Source organism: Pantoea folii, from assembly GCF_056678875.1.
Genome location: NZ_JBWXON010000024.1, coordinates 58385 through 76223, shown reverse-complemented (window position 1 = coordinate 76223; position 17839 = coordinate 58385). Strand labels below are relative to the sequence as shown.

General features: G+C 54.0%; 17 protein-coding genes, 1 tRNA gene and 1 pseudogene. 8 read left to right on the top strand and 11 right to left on the bottom strand.

Annotated features, from left to right (window positions below; all coding sequences use genetic code 11):
* Positions 1–92: 92 nt before the first annotated feature.
* Positions 93–509 (top strand): Cu(I)-responsive transcriptional regulator, encoded by a 417-nt coding sequence (cueR, locus tag AC1MDE_RS22975; RefSeq protein WP_058960852.1) that lies wholly within the window; start codon positions 93–95, stop codon positions 507–509.
* Here cueR and AC1MDE_RS22970 read toward each other — a convergent pair.
* The 5 genes from AC1MDE_RS22970 to tesA all read right to left on the bottom strand — a co-directional run bounded on the left by AC1MDE_RS22970 (position 485) and on the right by tesA (position 4286).
* A complete protein-coding gene (locus AC1MDE_RS22970) occupies positions 485–943 on the bottom strand; it encodes an NfeD family protein (RefSeq protein ID WP_058960857.1) in 459 nt (152 codons plus the stop codon). The genes cueR and AC1MDE_RS22970 overlap by 25 nt on opposite strands.
* Positions 943–1857, bottom strand: a complete 915-nt coding sequence (locus AC1MDE_RS22965) for an SPFH domain-containing protein (RefSeq protein WP_034828210.1) — start codon at positions 1855–1857, stop codon at positions 943–945. The genes AC1MDE_RS22970 and AC1MDE_RS22965 overlap by 1 nt, the downstream gene beginning before the upstream one ends.
* A 63-nt stretch (positions 1858–1920) precedes the next feature.
* Positions 1921–2775 carry a thioredoxin family protein gene (locus AC1MDE_RS22960; RefSeq protein ID WP_034828212.1) on the bottom strand — a complete coding sequence of 285 codons (855 nt, stop codon included), beginning with the start codon at positions 2773–2775 and terminating at the stop codon, positions 1921–1923.
* Positions 2776–2854: 79 nt separating this feature from the next.
* Positions 2855–3628 carry an SDR family oxidoreductase gene (locus AC1MDE_RS22955; RefSeq protein WP_200573220.1) on the bottom strand — a complete coding sequence of 258 codons (774 nt, stop codon included), beginning with the start codon at positions 3626–3628 and terminating at the stop codon, positions 2855–2857.
* Positions 3629–3659: 31 nt separating this feature from the next.
* On the bottom strand, positions 3660–4286 hold the full coding sequence (gene tesA, locus AC1MDE_RS22950) for a multifunctional acyl-CoA thioesterase I/protease I/lysophospholipase L1 (RefSeq protein ID WP_480345118.1): 627 nt from the start codon (positions 4284–4286) through the stop codon (positions 3660–3662).
* Here tesA and ybbA point away from each other — a divergent pair.
* Together ybbA and ybbP are read left to right on the top strand one after the other, a co-directional pair.
* Positions 4254–4940: a putative ABC transporter ATP-binding protein YbbA gene (ybbA, locus tag AC1MDE_RS22945; RefSeq protein ID WP_160867904.1), complete on the top strand. Its 687-nt coding sequence runs from the start codon at positions 4254–4256 to the stop codon at positions 4938–4940. The genes tesA and ybbA overlap by 33 nt on opposite strands.
* The gene (gene ybbP / locus AC1MDE_RS22940; RefSeq protein ID WP_480345117.1) at positions 4937–7354 is read left to right on the top strand and encodes a putative ABC transporter permease subunit YbbP; all 2418 of its coding nucleotides are present in this window, start codon (positions 4937–4939) and stop codon (positions 7352–7354) included. Before ybbA ends, ybbP begins: the two co-directional genes overlap by 4 nt.
* A gap of 44 nt (positions 7355–7398) precedes the next feature.
* Here ybbP and purK read toward each other — a convergent pair whose 3' ends face one another.
* The 4 genes from purK to ppiB form a co-directional block, all read right to left on the bottom strand.
* Complete coding sequence (gene purK / locus AC1MDE_RS22935; RefSeq protein WP_480345116.1) at positions 7399–8463, bottom strand: 5-(carboxyamino)imidazole ribonucleotide synthase; 1065 nt, start codon at positions 8461–8463, stop codon at positions 7399–7401.
* Positions 8460–8969 (bottom strand): 5-(carboxyamino)imidazole ribonucleotide mutase, encoded by a 510-nt coding sequence (gene purE / locus AC1MDE_RS22930; protein ID WP_479401089.1) that lies wholly within the window; start codon positions 8967–8969, stop codon positions 8460–8462. Before purE ends, purK begins: the two co-directional genes overlap by 4 nt.
* Before the next feature lie 200 nt (positions 8970–9169).
* Positions 9170–9886, bottom strand: a complete 717-nt coding sequence (lpxH, locus tag AC1MDE_RS22925) for a UDP-2,3-diacylglucosamine diphosphatase (protein ID WP_479414711.1) — start codon at positions 9884–9886, stop codon at positions 9170–9172.
* A complete protein-coding gene (gene ppiB / locus AC1MDE_RS22920) occupies positions 9886–10380 on the bottom strand; it encodes a peptidylprolyl isomerase B (protein ID WP_034828227.1) in 495 nt (164 codons plus the stop codon). The genes lpxH and ppiB overlap by 1 nt, the downstream gene beginning before the upstream one ends.
* A 218-nt stretch (positions 10381–10598) precedes the next feature.
* Between ppiB and cysS the strand changes: the two genes are divergently transcribed.
* The gene (gene cysS, locus AC1MDE_RS22915) at positions 10599–11984 is read left to right on the top strand and encodes a cysteine--tRNA ligase (RefSeq protein WP_480345115.1); all 1386 of its coding nucleotides are present in this window, start codon (positions 10599–10601) and stop codon (positions 11982–11984) included.
* A gap of 173 nt (positions 11985–12157) precedes the next feature.
* Here the strand turns inward: cysS and ybcJ are convergent, their stop codons facing one another.
* Positions 12158–12370 (bottom strand): ribosome-associated protein YbcJ, encoded by a 213-nt coding sequence (ybcJ, locus tag AC1MDE_RS22910; protein WP_034828230.1) that lies wholly within the window; start codon positions 12368–12370, stop codon positions 12158–12160.
* Positions 12370–13236, bottom strand: a complete 867-nt coding sequence (gene folD / locus AC1MDE_RS22905) for a bifunctional methylenetetrahydrofolate dehydrogenase/methenyltetrahydrofolate cyclohydrolase FolD (protein ID WP_034828233.1) — start codon at positions 13234–13236, stop codon at positions 12370–12372. The genes ybcJ and folD overlap by 1 nt, the downstream gene beginning before the upstream one ends.
* Before the next feature lie 176 nt (positions 13237–13412).
* Here folD and AC1MDE_RS22900 point away from each other — a divergent pair, with 176 nt between their 5' ends.
* The 4 genes and pseudogenes from AC1MDE_RS22900 to AC1MDE_RS22885 all read left to right on the top strand — a co-directional run bounded on the left by AC1MDE_RS22900 (position 13413) and on the right by AC1MDE_RS22885 (position 17817).
* Positions 13413–13916, top strand: a complete 504-nt coding sequence (locus AC1MDE_RS22900; RefSeq protein ID WP_479402802.1) for a DUF1198 family protein — start codon at positions 13413–13415, stop codon at positions 13914–13916.
* A gap of 181 nt (positions 13917–14097) precedes the next feature.
* Positions 14098–14174: transfer RNA gene (locus AC1MDE_RS22895), tRNA-Arg, on the top strand.
* 348 nt (positions 14175–14522) lie between these two features.
* A pseudogene (locus AC1MDE_RS22890) lies at positions 14523–14951 on the top strand (tyrosine-type recombinase/integrase); the annotation flags it as partial.
* 193 nt (positions 14952–15144) lie between these two features.
* On the top strand, positions 15145–17817 hold the full coding sequence (locus AC1MDE_RS22885) for a class I SAM-dependent DNA methyltransferase (protein WP_479414709.1): 2673 nt from the start codon (positions 15145–15147) through the stop codon (positions 17815–17817).
* The last annotated feature ends 22 nt before the right edge of the window (positions 17818–17839 follow it).

The window sequence follows — 17839 nt, the reverse complement described above, 5'->3', positions numbered from 1 at the left end:
GAGGTTTGACTGTCTGCAAACTTTGCATTAGTTATAGAGCCTAAACCTTCCATTCAGGGGAAGGTCAAGCGGTCATGAGGTGAAGACAAAAGATGAACATCAGCGATGTGGCAAAAAAAACCGGGCTAACCAGCAAGGCGATCCGTTTTTATGAAGAGAAGGGCGTGGTGACGCCGCCGTTACGCAGTGACAATGGCTATCGCAGTTATGCCGCGCACCATATCGATGAGCTGAATCTGCTGCGTCAGGCGCGTCAGGTCGGGTTTACGCTGGACGAATGCCGCGAGCTGGTGACGCTGTTCAACGATCCCGCACGCCACAGCGCGGATGTCAAAGCGCGCACCTTGCAGAAAGCAGATGAAATCGCTGCACACATCGAAGAATTGCATGCAATGCGCGCGCGACTGCTGGAACTTGCTGAAGCCTGCCCCGGCGATGACAGTGCCGAGTGCCCGATCATCAATCATCTGGCGGGCTGCTGCCATCAGGGCGAAGGGAAACGCGGCTGAATCTGCAGCGTGATACCGATCACACCGGTGACGATCACGGGCGTTCCGGCGGGCAAATCTTCTGTCGCCTGCACTCGCCAACTGCTGTCGCCTATGCGCACATGGCCTAACCCATCTTTAAGGGTGTTATCAAGGGTCAGGTGCATCCCGATCAGCTGCGATCCGCGTTGATTCAGGGTGTTAGGCTGCTGTGAAACCTCGCGGTAGCGCATCCAGCGATACCAGAAATAGACGCACAGCAACGTCAGCACCGCGAACAAAATGCCCTGATGCGTCCACGAGAAAGGGAAAAACCATTCAATAAGACCGACCAGCACCGCCGCTAATCCACTCCACAGCAGATAACCGCTGGTGCCGAGCATTTCAGCCGCCAGCAGCAGGCCACCCAGCGTCAGCCAGAACCAGTGTGGATGGGCAATCAGCTCAATCAGGATCACGGTTTACGCTCCTGACGGCTCTCCTTCAACAATTCGCCGATCCCGGCAATCGAACCCAGCAAACTGCTGGCATCCAGCGGCATCATCACCACTTTGCTGTTATGTGATTCACCGATCTTCTGCAACGCATCGGTATATTTCTGCGCCACAAAGTAGTTCACCGCCTGAATATCGCCTGCGGCAATCGCTTCCGATACGGCACGCGTGGCGTTGGCTTCCGCCTGCGCCTGACGTTCACGCGCTTCGGCCTGCAGGAAGGCGGAGGTACGTTCACCTTCGGCTTTCAGAATCTGCGACTGCTTGTCACCTTCAGCACGCAGTATCGCCGCCTGGCGCACGCCTTCTGCGGTAAGGATGTCAGCACGCTTGGTACGTTCGGCTTTCATCTGCGCATTCATTGCCGCGATTAATTCCTGCGGTGGACGCACGTCACGAATTTCGATACGGGTGATCTTTACGCCCCACGGATTGGTGGCTTCATCAACGATGTGCAGCAAACGGGTATTGATGTTATCGCGCTGCGACAGCATCTCATCCAATTCCATGCTACCGAGCACCGTACGGATGTTGGTCATGGTCAGATTGAGGATCGACAGCTCAAGATTGCTGACTTCATAGGCCGCGCGCGCAGGATCAACCACCTGAATAAAACACACGGCATCAATAGTGACGTTAGCGTTATCTTTGGAGATGATTTCTTGCGAGGGGATATCGAGGACTTGTTCCATCATATTGATTTTGCGACCAATACGATCCATGAACGGCACGATTAAACTCAGGCCGGGTGGCAGGGTTTTGGTGTAACGGCCAAAACGTTCCACCGTCCACTGATAGCCTTGTGGCACAATTTTTACACCGGCCCACACCGTAACGAGTGCGAGCACGATAATGACGGGAATCACAGTCAACATATAACCTCCTGGTTGTCAGATTGTCGGGCCGAGTCGTTCGGCCCGTTGCACGCGCGGTACCGATCAGTACAGCAGCGAGTACAGCTGGCGGCGATAGCGCGTGGCGAGTGCATCGCCCGTACCGAGCGCGGCCAAAATCTCCTGGAACATCTTGCGTACCTGGCCTTCTCCGGCACTGAGATCGCTCTTCAGGAAGCTGAACAGCAGATCCAGCGCTTCTTCGTTACGGCCCACCTGATGCAGCTGTAAAGCAAGTTTAGCAGCCAGCTCCGCATTCGCGGGCTCGGCTGCCAGCTGTTCCTGCAGTTGTTGAATTTCAGGGGTATCGGCAGCTTGTTTTAGCAGATCGATTTGCGATACCAGGCTTTGATAACGGGTGTCCTGATCCTGCAATGGCACCACCGCCAGCACCGCTTCTGCTTCTTCACTGCGGCTCAGGGTGATCAGCACCTCTGCCAGCAGGAAACCAATTTCACTGTTCTGGTTGCTCAGCGCCCAGGCATCTTTCAGCAACGGCAGCGCATCCAGCGGTTTGCCTTCTTCCATCAGCTGCATCGCCTGATGGGTTTTGATCTCTTCTTCACGCGGCAGCACTTTTTGCAGCAGCGCGCGAATCGCTTCTTCCGGCTGCGGGCCCTGGAAGCCATCCACCGGCTGCCCGTTCTGGAACAGATACACGGTTGGAATCGAGCGCAGACCAAACTGCGATGCCACCATCTGCTCTTTATCACAATCCAGTTTGGCCAAAATAAACTGACCGGCGTACTCCTGTGCCAGACGCTCCAGCACTGGCGTCAGCTCCTGACAGTGTTGGCTGCGATCGGACCAGAAATAGAACAGCACCGGCATCTGCGTGGATTGTTCCAGCGTCTGGTGCAGGTTGGATTCGTTGATGTCGATAATCAAAGCGTGTGACATGAATACGTCTCTTTGCAGAAAGTGTGTTGAGAATATGGGGGCAAGCTGCCCCGCTTCAAGTTCAAATCTAGCTTGTCGATCAGTTGCTGCGCAAGATGCGATCCAGCATCCAGCCCGGTAACAGGCGTTTCAGCAGGCTCATTACCCATGCGACCAGCGTCACCGGATAGCGCAGGCGCGGATGTTTGCTTTCCAGCGCGTGACGCAGCTTGGGCAAAATGGCTTCCGGCGGCAGGGTGAAGCGTGCGGCAATGCCGGGATTGCGCACCGGTTTGTCCTGCTCGCCCTGATGCACATTGTCGGTGAAACGCGTGGCAATCGGCCCAGGTTCGATCAAGCTTACGCGCACGCCGGAAGCGCGCACTTCCATGCGCAGCGCATCGCTCCAGGCTTCCAGCGCCCATTTGCTGGCGGCATAGGCACCGCGCCCGGGTGTGGAGATCAACCCCAGCACCGAGCTGGTATTGATAATACGGCCATTGCCGCTGGCTTGCAGGGCAGGCAGCAGGCGCATCGTCAGTTGATGCGTGCCAAACAGGTTGGTGGAGAACTGCTTTTCCAATTGCGCGCGCGAGACGCTACTCAACGGACCATACTGACCAAAGCCGCCGTTGTTGAACAGGCCATGCAGGCGATGCTCGCACAATTCCAGAATATGGTCGGCTGCGGCATCCACGCTGGCTTCATCATCAAGATCGAGCAGCACGCCAATAAAGCCCAGCGCCTCCATGCGCGCCACATCATCCGCGCGACGGCAGGCGGCAATCACGCGATAACCGCGAGACTGCAAATCGTTGGCGGCCGCTAAGCCGATGCCGCTGGAGCAGCCAGTGATTACAATTGTTTTTTGCATTTCTTTACCTGTTAAAAATCACACGCATGCTTTAATTCTGCTTTACTAGCGGAGCCAGTTCGTTGGCCATCAGATTGGCGATAAACGGCTGCGCATCCGGATTGGGGTGAATACCGTCCTGCTGCATCCATTCCGGCTTCAGATAGACCTGCTCCATAAAGAAGGGCACCAGAGGAATGTTGTACTGCTTTGCCAGCTGCGGATAGATCGCGCTAAACGCTTCGGTATAACGACGTCCATAATTAGCGGGTAAACGAATTTGCATCAGCAGCGGCTGTGCTTTAGCCGCTTTGACTTCGTCGATCACTTTACTCAGATCCTGCGCGATATTGGCAGGCGGGAAGCCGCGCAAGCCATCGTTACCGCCCAATTCGATTAACACCCAACGGGGTTGATGCTGTTTTAATAGGCCAGGCAAACGCGCCAGCCCTTGTCCGGCGGTATCTCCGCTGATGCTGGCGTTAATAATCTGGGGCTGCTGTTGCCAGGTTTTATTGAGCAGGCTGGGCCATGCCGCAGTGGCGGACATGCGATACCCGGCGCTCAGGCTGTCGCCCAGTACCAGCAAGGTATCGGCGGCGGCGATGCGGGACACCAGCAGAAGCAATAACAACAGGAAGGGATAATGCCAGCGGAAAACATTGTTGCAGTTCATCATCTTACTAAGTCCGTCGGTCAGGGAGAGCATCAGCTGACCATCCTTACCGGAGTTGAGCTGGTTGTCAAACCAGCTGAGACCATTGCGCTGATTGGCGAATCGGGTTCCGGCAAATCCACATTACTGGGCATTCTGGCCGGGCTGGACGATGGCAGCAGCGGCGAGGTCAATCTGCTCGGCCAGCCGCTGCATCATATGAACGAAGAGCAACGTGCCGCGTTGCGCGCGCGGGAAGTCGGCTTTGTGTTCCAGTCCTTTATGCTGGTGCCAACACTCAATGCGCTGGAGAACGTGCAGCTGCCTGCCTTGCTGCGCGGTGACAGCGATCGCGATAGCCGCGCCCAGGCGGTGGATCTCTTAACGCAACTTGGTCTGAAAGATCGTCTGCATCATCTGCCCGCGCAGCTTTCCGGCGGGGAACAACAGCGTGTGGCGCTGGCACGCGCGTTTAGCGGCCGTCCCGGTTTGCTGTTCGCCGATGAACCGACCGGCAACCTGGACCGCAAAACCGGCGATCGCATCGCCGACTTACTTTTCTCCCTTAACCGCGATTTCGCCACCACGCTGATTCTGGTGACGCACGATGAGCAACTGGCGGCGCGCTGCGATCGTCGGCTGCGTCTGCGCGACGGCAAGCTGTGGGAGGAGACATGATTTGGCGCTGGTTTTGGCGTGAATGGCGCTCGCCGTCGCTGCTGATTGTCTGGCTGGCGCTCACCCTGGCGGTGGCCTGCGTGCTGGCGCTGGGCTCGATCAGCGATCGCATGGAAAAAGGGCTCAGTCAGCAGAGCCGTGATTTTATGGCGGGCGATCGTACCCTGCGCAGCAGTGCACCCGCGCCAGAAGCCTGGCTGAACAAAGCGCGCGATGAAGGGCTCTCGGTCAGTCGTCAGCTCAGTTTTATGACCATGACCTTCGCCGATCAAACGCCGCAGCTGGCGGATGTGAAAGCGGTGGACGATGCCTATCCGATGTTCGGCACCTTGCAGACCGATCCGCCGGGATTAAAACCGCAGGCGGGCACGGTGCTGGCCGCGCCACGCTTGCTGGCGCTGCTGAATCTGAAAGTTGGCGATAACGTTGATGTCGGTGACACCACGCTGCGCATTGCTGGTGAAGTGATTCAGGAACCGGATGGCGGCTTTAATCCGTTCCAGACGGCGCCGCGCCTGCTGATGAACCTCGCGGATGTCGATAAAACCGGTGCCATTCAGCCGGGTAGTCGGCTCAGCTGGCGCTATAAATTCTCCGGCGATCCGGCTCCGCTGGCGCGTTATGACAGCTGGATCCAGCCGCAGTTAAAAGCCGGTGAGCGCTGGATCAGCGTCGAGAACTCCGAAGATGCGCTCGGTCGCTCAATGCAGCGTGCGCAGCAATTCCTTCTGTTATCAGCACTGCTGACGCTGATGCTGGCGATTGCCGCCGTTGCGGTGGCGATGAGCCATTACTGCCGCAGCCGCTACGATCTGGTGGCAGTGCTGAAAACGCTGGGCGCCACGCGTAGAGCCTTACAACGGCTGATCATCGGCCAGTGGCTGGCGGTGTTGCTGCTGGCGGCCATCGCAGGCAGCGTGCTGGGGCAGGGGATTGAGGTCATCCTGCTGGCGATGCTCAAACCGGTGCTGCCCGCCGCCTTGCCTGCCGCCAGCTTCTGGCCGTGGCTGTGGGCGATTGGCGCGATGTTTGTGATTTCGCTGCTGGTGGGATTGCGCCCCTATCGCCTGCTGATGGCGACGCAGCCGCTGCGTGTGCTCCGGCGCGATGCGGTGGCGAATGTCTGGCCGCTGCGGTTTTATCTTCCCGCGATGGCGCTGGTGGTGGTTGGCCTGCTGGCGTTATTGATGGGCGGCAGCAAAATGCTGTGGGCGCTGCTGGCGGGCGTGGTGATGCTGGCGCTGCTGCTGTCACTGCTCGGCTGGGGCACGCTGCTGCTGCTGCGTAAGCTGGTGGTGCGCAATCTGGCGATGCGTCTGGCGATCAATCGTCTGCTACGGCAGCCGGTGATGACGCTGAGCCAGCTGGCGGCATTTTCGCTCTCCTTTATGCTGCTGGCGTTACTGTTGGTGATGCGCGGCGATCTGCTGGATCGCTGGCAGCAGCAGTTACCGCCGGATGCGCCAAACTACTTCCTGCTCAACATGACGCAGGAACAGGTGCCGCAGGTGCGCGACTTCCTCAATCAGCATCATATTAAACCGGAATCCTACTACCCGATTGTGCGTGCGCGTCTGACCGAGCTGAACGGCAAAGAAGCCGATCCGAAGATGGATAACGCGCTGAACCGCGAACTCAATCTGACGTGGCAATCGGAGCGTCCGGATCACAATCCGCTGCTGGCCGGGAGCTGGCCGCCGAAAGCCGGTGAAGTATCGATGGAAGTGGAGCTGGCTGATCGCCTTGGCCTGAAGCTCGGCGATACGCTGACCTTCAGCGGTGATACCCAGCAGTTCAGCGCCAAAGTCACTAGCCTGCGCAAAGTGGATTGGGAGAGCCTGCGGCCGAATTTCTTCTTTATCTTCCCGCCGGGCGCGCTGGATCAACAGCCGCAAACCTGGCTGACCAGTTTCCGCATGGACAGCAATCCGGCACTGCTGGCACAGCTCAATCGCGCCTTCCCGACGCTGAGTTTGCTGGATGTCGGCAGCATGCTGAAGCAGATCGGTCTGGTGCTGGCGCAGGTCAGTCAGGCGCTGGAGATCATGGTGGTGCTGGTGACGGTGTGCGGCGTGCTGCTGCTGCTGGCGCAGATTCAGGTCGGTATGCGTCAACGCAGACAAGAGCTGGTGGTGTATCGCACGCTGGGTGCCAGTAAACGCCTGCTGCGCGGCACGCTGTGGTGCGAGTTTGCCTTGCTTGGTGTGGTGTCGGGGATCGCGGCGGCACTGGGCGCAGAAGCGGCGCTGTGGGGATTACAGCGTAAAATCTTCGATTTCCCCTGGGAGCCAGACTGGACGCTGTGGATTGCATTGCCGATTTGCGGCGCGCTGCTATTGTCAGTGTGCGGTGGCTGGCTGGGCGTGCGACTGCTGAAAGGGAAGGCGCTGTTCAGGCGGTTTGAAGCGGCTTAATCTTGTGCACAAAAATCAAAGGCCGCTTGCGCGGCCTTTTTCATTTACAGCTTCTCAACCGCCCAGGCAATTCCGCTGGCGTACTCTTCCGGTAGCAGCGGCATCAGCGCGTTCAGCGCCGCCGTAAGGCGTGCCTGATCGCTATCGGTGAGATTTAAGTGCCCCACCTTACGGCCAGGACGCACTTCTTTGTCATACCAGTGCAGATGCACCAGCGGCTGTTGCAGCCAGTCGACATTCACGTCGGTGCCAATCAGGTTCACCATCACCGACGGCGCAAACACCACCGGTTTCGGCAGTGCCAGACCCAGCACCGCACGCAGATGCAGCTCAAACTGGCTGATCGACGCGCCGTTCTGCGTCCAGTGACCGCTGTTGTGCACACGCGGCGCCAGTTCGTTGATCAGCAGACCTTCAGGCGTGATGAAACACTCCATCGCCATCACACCAACGTATTTCAGCTCATGCATGATCGCGCTGAGCATCGCTTCCGCCTGCTGCTGTTGCGCGGCATCGGCCTGCGGGAAGGCCACGCTGGTGCGCAGAATGCCGTCCTGATGCAGGTTATGGGTCAGTGGATAGAACACTGTGGTGCCATCCTGACCGCGCGCACCGACCAGCGACACTTCACCGCTGAAGTTGATGCCCTGTTCAACGATGCACTCGCCGTAGCACTCATCCGGCAACGAATCGGTTTCATTGGCGCGCAGACGCCACTGACCGCGACCGTCATAACCGCCGGTGCGACGTTTCACAATCGCCAGTTCGCCCAGCGAGCTGAATACCTGCGGCCACTCGCTTTTATCCGCCAGCAACTGCCAGGGCGCCGTCGCCAGGTTCAGCTGATCGAGCAGCTGTTTCTGCGTCAGGCGATCGGCCAGACGCGGGAAGATATCGCGGTTCACAAATGCCGGATGCAACGCCAGCTCACGCGTTAACGCGGTTTCCGGCCAGCGCTCAATCTCTGCGGTGATCACGCTTTCGGCGATTGGCAGGGCAGAAGGTTCGGCATCCAGACCCACCGGATACACCGCGATGCCCAGCGGTTCGCCCGCCTGGCGCAGCATACGGCCTAACTGACCGTTGCCGAGTACGCAAACCGGTTTCATGCATCCACCCGCGGATCTGGGTTGTTCAGCACTTCGTCAGTCTGGGTTTGACGCCAGGTGGCGAGACGCGCCGCCAGGTCTTTGTCATGCACCGCCAGAATCTGTGCCGCCAGCAGCGCAGCGTTAGCCGCACCGGCTTTACCGATCGCCAATGTGCCGACAGGAATACCGCGCGGCATCTGCACGATGGAGTAGAGGCTATCCACACCGCTCAGCACGGCGCTTTGTACCGGCACGCCCAGCACTGGCACCAACGTTTTGGCAGCAATCATGCCCGGCAGATGCGCAGCACCGCCCGCTCCGGCAATGATCACGTGGAAACCGTTATCCGCGGCGGTTTCGGCAAAGCTGAACAGTTTGTCTGGCGTACGGTGAGCAGAGACCACTTCAACGTGGAACGGAACATCCAGGCTGTTAAGAATTTCCTCGGCGAACTGCATGGTAGCCCAGTCACTTTTAGAACCCATGACGATGGCGATACGAGCCGGGGTGGCGTTGGATGACATGCGGTCAACTCCTGTGAATAGTCAAACGAACCTGGCCGGGCGGGCAGGTAAAGAAGGGCACAGAGAATAGCATGAGAAGAGAGCAAGGAAAACGGTTGCGTGGCCGGAAAACGGGCAATGATGCGTCAGGATGGGCAGATGATGAATCTTCATCCCGCTAAGTGTCGAGCACTGGCGCGCCCGACTATGAAGATGCGATTTTAAAACGGGAATTCGATCAGCTGCACGCCATCGGCATCAACCTGAATCATCGAACCATTTTCATGCCAGGCACCGAGTACCACACGTTGGGCGCTTTCACCTTGCACCAACAGCTCATGCACCGCCGGACGGTGAGTATGCCCGTGAATCAGAATCCGCACCTGCTGGCGCGTCATCGTATCGATTACGGCTTGCTGATTAACATCCATGATGCTCATCGACTTGTGCTGATTGGCTTGCTTGCTGTCGGCGCGCATACGTGCGGCAATGCGCATACGAATCCGCAACGGCAGGGCGAGGAACAAGCGCTGTAGCCAGCGCTGATGCACTTTGGCGCGGAAGCGCAGGTAGCCTTCATCGTCAGTACATAAAGTATCGCCATGCATAATCAGCACGCGATGGCCGTACAGGCTGAGCACTTGCTCTTCCGGTAGCAACGTCATCCCGCTGGCACGCGCAAAACGTTTACCGAGCAGGAAGTCTCGATTGCCATGGATGAAGAATGTGGGGATTGGCAGGGCTTTTAGTGCAGCAGCGATTTCACGATGTAGCGGATTAGGATCATCATCGCCAATCCAGGCTTCAAACAGATCGCCGAGGATGTAAAGCGCATCGCAATCGCGCGCATCACCCTGCAAAAAATGCAGAAAACCGGCAGTAATTGCCGGTTCTTCTGTGCACAGATGCAAATCTGCGATAAACAGCGTGCGCGACATTACTCGCTAACAGTCACTTTCTGGATGACAACGTCGTCAACCGGAACGTCCTGATGCATGCCGCTGCGGCCCGTTTTCACCGCTTTGATTTTCTCAACCACGTCCATGCCTTCAACCACTTCAGCGAACACGCAGTAACCCCAGCCCTGCAGGCTTTCGTCACGGAAGTTCAGGAAGTCGTTGTCTGCTACGTTAATGAAGAACTGTGCAGTCGCAGAGTGTGGCGCCTGAGTACGGGCCATCGCCAGCGTACCTTTGGTGTTCTTCAGACCGTTGTTGGCTTCGTTACGGATGTCTTCTTTGGTGTCTTTCTGCTTCATGCCAGGCTCGAAACCGCCGCCCTGAATCATGAAACCGTTGATAACACGGTGGAAGATGGTGTTGTCGTAGAAACCTTCACGGCAGTAGTCCAGGAAGTTTTTCACGGTAGCCGGCGCTTTGTCATCGAAGGTTTTGATTACGATGTCGCCATGGTTCGTCTGGAAAGTGACCATTATATTCGTCCTGTTACGGGTGTCGTCAGTATCAACTGCCGCGCCTGCTAAGCGGCGGGGCATTTTTGTAGACGCCTCTTATATCACAAATTCCGATGGCTCGTCAGTAAGGCAGCCACAGAAGGTAAGCGAGCGATGCACAACTGAGAAAAATACGGCACAATACCCAGCTACGCTGGAAAGGCGTATCCCGCAAACGTTAATAACGGAATCGTTCAATGCTGAAGATCTATAACACCCTGAGCCGTCAGAAAGAGGAATTCAAACCGATCCACGCTGGTCAGATCGGCATGTACGTCTGTGGAATTACGGTTTATGACCTTTGTCATATCGGCCATGGGCGTACCTTCGTTGCATTTGATGTGGTGTCACGTTATCTGCGCTATGTGGGCTATCAGCTCAAATATGTGCGTAACATTACCGATATTGAAGACAAGATCATCAAACGTGCCAACGAAAACGGTGAGAGCATCGAAACGCTGACCAACCGTATGATCGCTGAAATGCACAAAGATTTTGACGCGTTGGGTATTCTGCCGCCGGATCTGGAGCCGCGTGCCACGCGCCATATCCCTGAAATCATCGAACTGGTTGAGCGTTTAATCGAACGCAAACACGCTTATGTGGCCGATAACGGCGACGTGATGTTCGATGTGCTGAGCGACAAAGGTTACGGCGTGCTGTCGCGTCAGGATCTGACTCAGCTGCAGGCGGGCGCGCGCGTTGAAATCACCGAGATCAAACGCAACCCGATGGACTTCGTGTTGTGGAAAATGTCCAAACCTAACGAGCCCGCGTGGAATTCGCCGTGGGGCAACGGTCGTCCGGGCTGGCACATTGAGTGTTCCGCGATGAACTGCAAACAGCTGGGCACCCACTTCGATATCCATGGCGGTGGATCGGATCTGATGTTCCCGCACCATGAAAACGAAGTGGCGCAGTCAACCTGTGCGCACGACGGCGATTACGTCAACTACTGGATGCACTCCGGCATGGTGATGATCGATCGCGAGAAGATGTCGAAATCACTTGGCAACTTCTTCACCGTGCGTGACGTACTGGCGCATTACGATGCCGAAACCGTGCGTTACTTCCTGATGTCGGGCCACTATCGCAGCCAGCTCAACTACGGCGAAGATAACCTCAATCAGGCACGTGCGGCGCTGGAGCGTCTCTATACCGCACTGCGTCACACCGATGCCAGCGCCACGCCAGCAGGCGGCGAAGAGTTTGAAGCGCGCTTCCGCACCGCGATGGATGACGACTTCAACACGCCGGAAGCCTACTCGGTGTTCTTCGACATGGCGCGTGAAGTCAATCGCCTGAAAACCGAAGACAAAGCCGCCTCTGATGCTCTGGCCGCCAAACTGCGTCAGCTGGCGAACGTGCTCGGCATCCTGCAACAGGATCCAGAGCAGTTCCTGCAGAGCAGTGCGCAGGTGAATGATGACGAAGTGGCAGAGATCGAGCATTGGGTCAAAGCGCGTTCTGATGCGCGTGCCGCAAAAGATTGGGCACAGGCGGATGTGGCGCGTGACAAGCTGAATGAGCTGGGCGTGATTGTTGAAGATGGCCCGCAGGGTTCGAGCTGGCGTCGTAAGTAATAGCGTCGGGTGCGCGTTTATCGGCACCCGAATAGGCAGATTGAAGGGTGCGCTGTCAGCGGCACCCGAGTTGCCAGGTTGCTGGGTTCACGCTGATGCGTACCTGAAGTTACCAGCCGCAGAATAGCAAAAGGGGCGAACCGTAGTTCGCCCCTTTTTCATTGCCTGAACGCTTAAGCTACAACGGTAATTTTATAACCCGCGAACTCAACTTTCTGGCCTGCCACAATCTTGCAGCGCTTACGCGTTTCGATTGCGCCATCAACACGCACTTCGCCATCCGCGATAGCCACTTTTGCCTGCGCACCGCTCTGTACCCAACCTTCAAGTTTCAGCAGGTCACACAAATCAACGTGAGCATGTTCGCCCAAAGAAAAACTGGCCATTATGCCTCCTCCACGTCGTGATACTCTTCGCACGCGACTAATGTATTTTGAATCAGGGTCGCGACAGTCATTGGACCGACGCCACCGGGAACCGGGGTGATATAAGACGCACGCTCAGACGCGCTCGCAAAATCCACATCGCCCACCACTTTACCGCTCTCCAGACGATTGATGCCAACATCAATCACCACCGCGCCTGGCTTGATCCAGTCACCCGGAATAAAGCCTGGTTTACCGACCGCCACCACCAGCAGATCGGCATGCTCAACGTGATGACGCAGATCTTTGGTGAAACGGTGCGTGACGGTAGTGGTGCAGCCCGCCAGCAGCAGCTCCATGCTCATCGGACGACCAACGATATTGGATGCGCCAACCACCACGGCGTTCAGGCCGTAGGTATCGATATTGTAGCGCTCCAGCAGCGTGACGATGCCGCGTGGCGTACAAGGACGCAGCTTCGGCGCACGCTGGCACAGACGACCGATGTTGTAAGGATGGAAGCCATCGACATCTTTGTCCGGCACGATACGTTCCAGCACTTTGACATTATCGATGCCGGCTGGCAGCGGCAGCTGAACCAGAATACCGTCGATTTCGCTGTCATTGTTCAGCGTATCGATCAGTTCCAGCAGTTCGGCTTCGCTGGTGGTCGCAGGCAGATCGTAAGAGCGGGAGATAAAGCCCACTTCATCACAGGCGCGACGTTTGCTGGCGACATAGATCTGCGAAGCGGGGTTCTCACCCACCAGCACCACTGCCAAACCTGGTGCACGTTTACCGGCTGCCAGACGCTGCTGTACTTTTTCGGCAACCTCAAGGCGCACCTGCTGCGCAATCGTTTTACCGTCAATAATTTTTGCTGCCATCAGAGAGGAAATCCATCTGTAGAGAGTTAAATCGGGGATTGGCGCCTATTCTGTCAGAAGCGCGTCCGGCTGTCAGGTAGAGATTCATTTCGCCCGTGCGTTTCACGACTTTCCGCAGTGACGTGAGACCGCCTTAGCGCGTATTATGTCCCTCAGGAAATTATGTGGATGCCGTGATGATTTGGTTAATACTCGCCACGCTGGCGGTGGTGTTTGTTGTAGGGTTTCAACTACTGACAGCCGGTTCGCGCCATGCTGCGCAGGCGCTGAGTAAAAGGCTGCAACTGCCGCCTGTGCACATCGAATCGATGCTGTCGCTGATGGGTAAGGATGCGGCCAAAGAGTTCACCGATTACATCGCGGGCGATAATGAAACCCATCTGGCTAACGGCGCAGCGGTGATGCTGATCTGGCAGGTGTTGATTGTCGATGGCAGCGACGAGAACGCGGTGCGCTGGCACGGGATTTTGACCAAAGCTGGGTTTTCAGGGCTGATTTCGCGGCAGCAACTGTTGTTAGCGCTGGGGTTTTTGCGGCAGCTGGAGCCAGAGAGTGCGGAGCTGCATGCGCTGCGGGAGCAGTATAATGCGCGGTTTACGCAGCAGGGGATCGAGCTGGAAGGGGAGGCTGGCGAGGTGAGTAATTTGGTGTCGATGAGCGAGTGGCGTAAGCGGCATTGATGGGCGGGGGAAGTGTTGGGTATGGTCATGGGCATGGTATTGAGGGCGGATGGCGTGCGACGTGGGGCGTAGTGCTCGGTCTTTAGGACGAATTGTTCAATGATTCAACACTCTGGAGCCGCAGGGCGGCAAAAACGTTGACGCGAGAGCGTGCAAACGTATAATCCGACGCAACCAATATGCGCCCTTAGCTCAGCTGGATAGAGCACCGGCCTTCTAAGCCGTAGGTCACAGGTTCGAATCCTGTAGGGCGTGCCAAATTTCAGATAACACATTTCAAAAAACTCTCCCTTATTTCCCCTAATAGCTAAATTTTTTATGTTTCGGCCACATAAATGCTAATTCAAATTTATCCTAATTTAGTAGCGTATCGTATGTATGGCTCGTCTTATTATGTGGGATTAAAAAAGCTTTGGTAACACTCAAAAGTAAAAAAACCTTTTTCTATTCGATCAAGCTTTTCCCATTTATTGCAAGAAATGGAAGTTTATTTAGGTAAATTGATAGTGAGTCTGGCCTGAAGTTCATGTAACTGGCTTATAAAAAAATTAACACAAACTGCATAAAATAATTTAAATGAAAAGCTCCGGTTCGAGTCCGGCCTTGCTTACTCCACATCTCGCTCCCTTGTCGCGGCAAGCTTTAGGCATTTTGGAAAAGATCAAAAGCATGAATAGGAGTCGAGAGCTATTTTTTTGTGGGAGATCACGATCCGCTTAAACCGATGAGGGAGGACATGGTGTATAGGGCTCAGCAAGTGATGGGCTATAACACGAAAACAGAAGTGTATGGGCATGGTTTCAGGACGATGGCATGTAGTTCACTAATTCAGTCAGGATTGTGGTCGAGGGATGCAGTAGAGAGGCATATGAGCCATCAGGAGCGTAACGCTGTACGTGCGGCTTATATTCATAAGGAGGAGCATCTGGGGGGAGGAGGTTGATGTTGCAGTGGGGGGCTGATTATCTGGATGTTAATCGGGAGAAGGGGATGAGCCCGTTTGATTTTGGGAAACTAGAGTCTCTGCGGTATTAACGGCTGTCTTGAGGATAACTTTCCGCTGAGGATTAAGTACTCTGAGCAAAGTCTGCCGCCTTGCGGTGGTAGGCATAGGGCTTAAGTTTTTTTTGATTGAACCTAGGTAACGCATTGGAACTACTTGATAAAATTTTCTTCGGTTAGAATGAGTGCATCATGCTCTACGGATACTGAATTTTTAGGAAAAATAATGACTGTTAATCAGGCGAAAATTTTAGAACATCTCGAACAACAGGTTGAAAATACTGAACAAGACGAATTTATCTACGGCTTTTTAACTGCTTTTGAGTTCCCTAAATCTACCCTGAGTCAAATTCGACAAGGTGGGTCGCGTAATGTTGCGAAAGAGCCAGGACACGTTGCATTAAAAAATAAACTCTACTATCAGCCAGTGGCGGATAATGATGATCTTGAATCTGCTTTTGACCAACGTATTGCCGATGCGGCGGTAGCAAAAAATAAGATCCGCTTTGTTCTCATGACAAATTTTGTTCACTTTTTAGCCTGGGACACACTGGCACAGGAACGTCTAGATATCGAGTTTAAAGAATTACCACGTAACTACGGTTTTTTCTTACCGCTGGTAGGGCTGGAGAAGGCTATTCTCAATAGTGAAAACCCGGCCGATGTGAAAGCCGCTGAGAAGATGGGAAAGCTGTTTGATCTTATCAAGGAGCGTAATGATTTAAGCAAAGCAGAGGATATTCACGCGCTTAATGTTTTCCTCACTCGTTTGTTGTTTTGCTTTTTTGCTGAAGACACAGGCATCTTTGAGAAAGGTCAGTTTACTTCCGCAGTTAAGAGCTACACCGCCGAAGATGGTAGTGATTTAGATCAGTTTCTCACAGATCTGTTTGCCGTTATGAATAGCAAACCGAATAGCAAATTACGCTTGCCACTTCCGATTCATTTAGCCGCATTTCCTTATGTTAATGGTGGCTTATTCGCCAGTGAAGAACTTGTTCCAGAGTTGGGGTTGAAGGGCAGACGTATCTTAATTGAATGCAGTGCAATGGACTGGAGCGAGATTAACCCTGACATTTTTGGCAGTATGTTCCAGGCCGTGATTGATGTGGAGCAGCGTAGCCGTTTAGGACAGCATTACACTTCATACAGCAATATCATGAAGGTTATACAACCATTATTTCTCGAGCCATTACGTTCAGAGCTTGAGAAACAACGCACAAACATCAATGGTCTCAAACGTTTGCTTCTCCGTCTGAGGAAACTGAAAGTTTTTGATCCTGCGTGTGGTTCAGGGAACTTCTTGATTGTCGCCTATAAAGAACTGCGTCTTTTGGAGATGGATGTTATTCAAGCTCTTTTAGAAAGTGATCCGCAATCGATCTTAATGAGTAGTATCCATCTTGATCAGTTCTATGGTATTGAAATTGATGATTTTGCCTGTGAGGTAGCACGTCTATCTCTCTGGCTTGCGGAGCATCAATTAAATAAACAATGGGAAGAACACATTGGTTCAGCACCATCAGCATTACCGTTGCGTTCATCAGGTAAAATTTGGAGCGGTAACAGTCTTCAAAAGGACTGGCAAGAAGTATGTCCAAAGAACGTTGATGATGAAGTTTATGTAATTGGTAATCCTCCCTTTTTAGGTACCGTTGGTCGTTCGGATCTACAGCGTTCTGATATGCAGAAGGTGTTCAATAACTTCAAAACATTAGGTGGTTTGGATTTTGTTGCATGTTGGTTCTGGAAAGGGGCGCAATATATCCAAAATACCCACGCTGAACTAGCTTTAGTAGCCACTAATTCTCTTTGTCAAGGGGAGCAAGTGGCAACTCTATGGCCACCGATTTTCGCGCTAGGGTTACATATTCATCTTGCTTATCAGACATTTACTTGGGCGAATAATGCACGTGATAAGGCCGCAGTGCACGTAGTTATTATTGGTTTATCAGGAAAAAGTAAAACGCGCCAACTTTACCAATTAGTGGATGATAATTGGCACAGTAAGCTGGTCAGTAATATAAGCCCTTATCTGGTTGAAGGAAGCAATATCGTTGTGGAGCCGAAATCCAAACCATTAATAAAAGACGTTCCTCAATTATTATTTGGAAATAAACCTACTGACGGTGGTCATTTGCTTATGAATCTCCACGAACGGGATAAGCTTCTTGAGGTGGAGCCACAAGCTGCCCGTTGGATAAAGAAGGTTCTGGGAGCTGATGAATTTCTAAACGCGAAAGAGCGTTGGTGCTTATGGTTAGCAGACATAACGGATGCTGAGCTTAGAGCTATGCCCTATGTTTTCAACCGGGTACAAAAGGTGGCTGAAGCTCGAAGGAAAAGCCCTGATAAAGGAGCTCAAAAAATGGCTGAGCGTCCTCATCAATTCAGGGATTTAAACAATCCTGATGATTATATATTGATCCCAAGTGTTTCATCTGAGAGAAGAAAATATATACCTATAGGTTTTTATGATGCAAATGTGATTTCAACTAATGCAAACTACATTATTCCTAATGGTACATTGTACGAATTTTCCATCCTCACCTCTTTAATACACAACGACTGGATGCGGTTAGTCGCCGGGCGCCTAAAAAGTGACTACCGCTACTCAGCGAAAGTGGTTTACAACTCATTCCCATGGCCTGATGTGACTGATGCGCAGCGTAAATCTCTTATCGATCTAGCCAAATCGGTGTTACTAATACGTGAGAATTATCCAGAAAGCACTCTGGCTGAGTTGTATGATCCGCTTAAAATGCCAGCTGACCTTTTAGAAGCCCATCAAGCACTGGATAAGTTCGTTGATCGCCTCTATCGTGACAAACCATTCAAGGACGCCACTGAGCGTTTAAGCTGCTTGCTACAGCGTTATGAATCATTGACTAAAGAATAAGCTTTCGCTCTGCCAGTCAGGG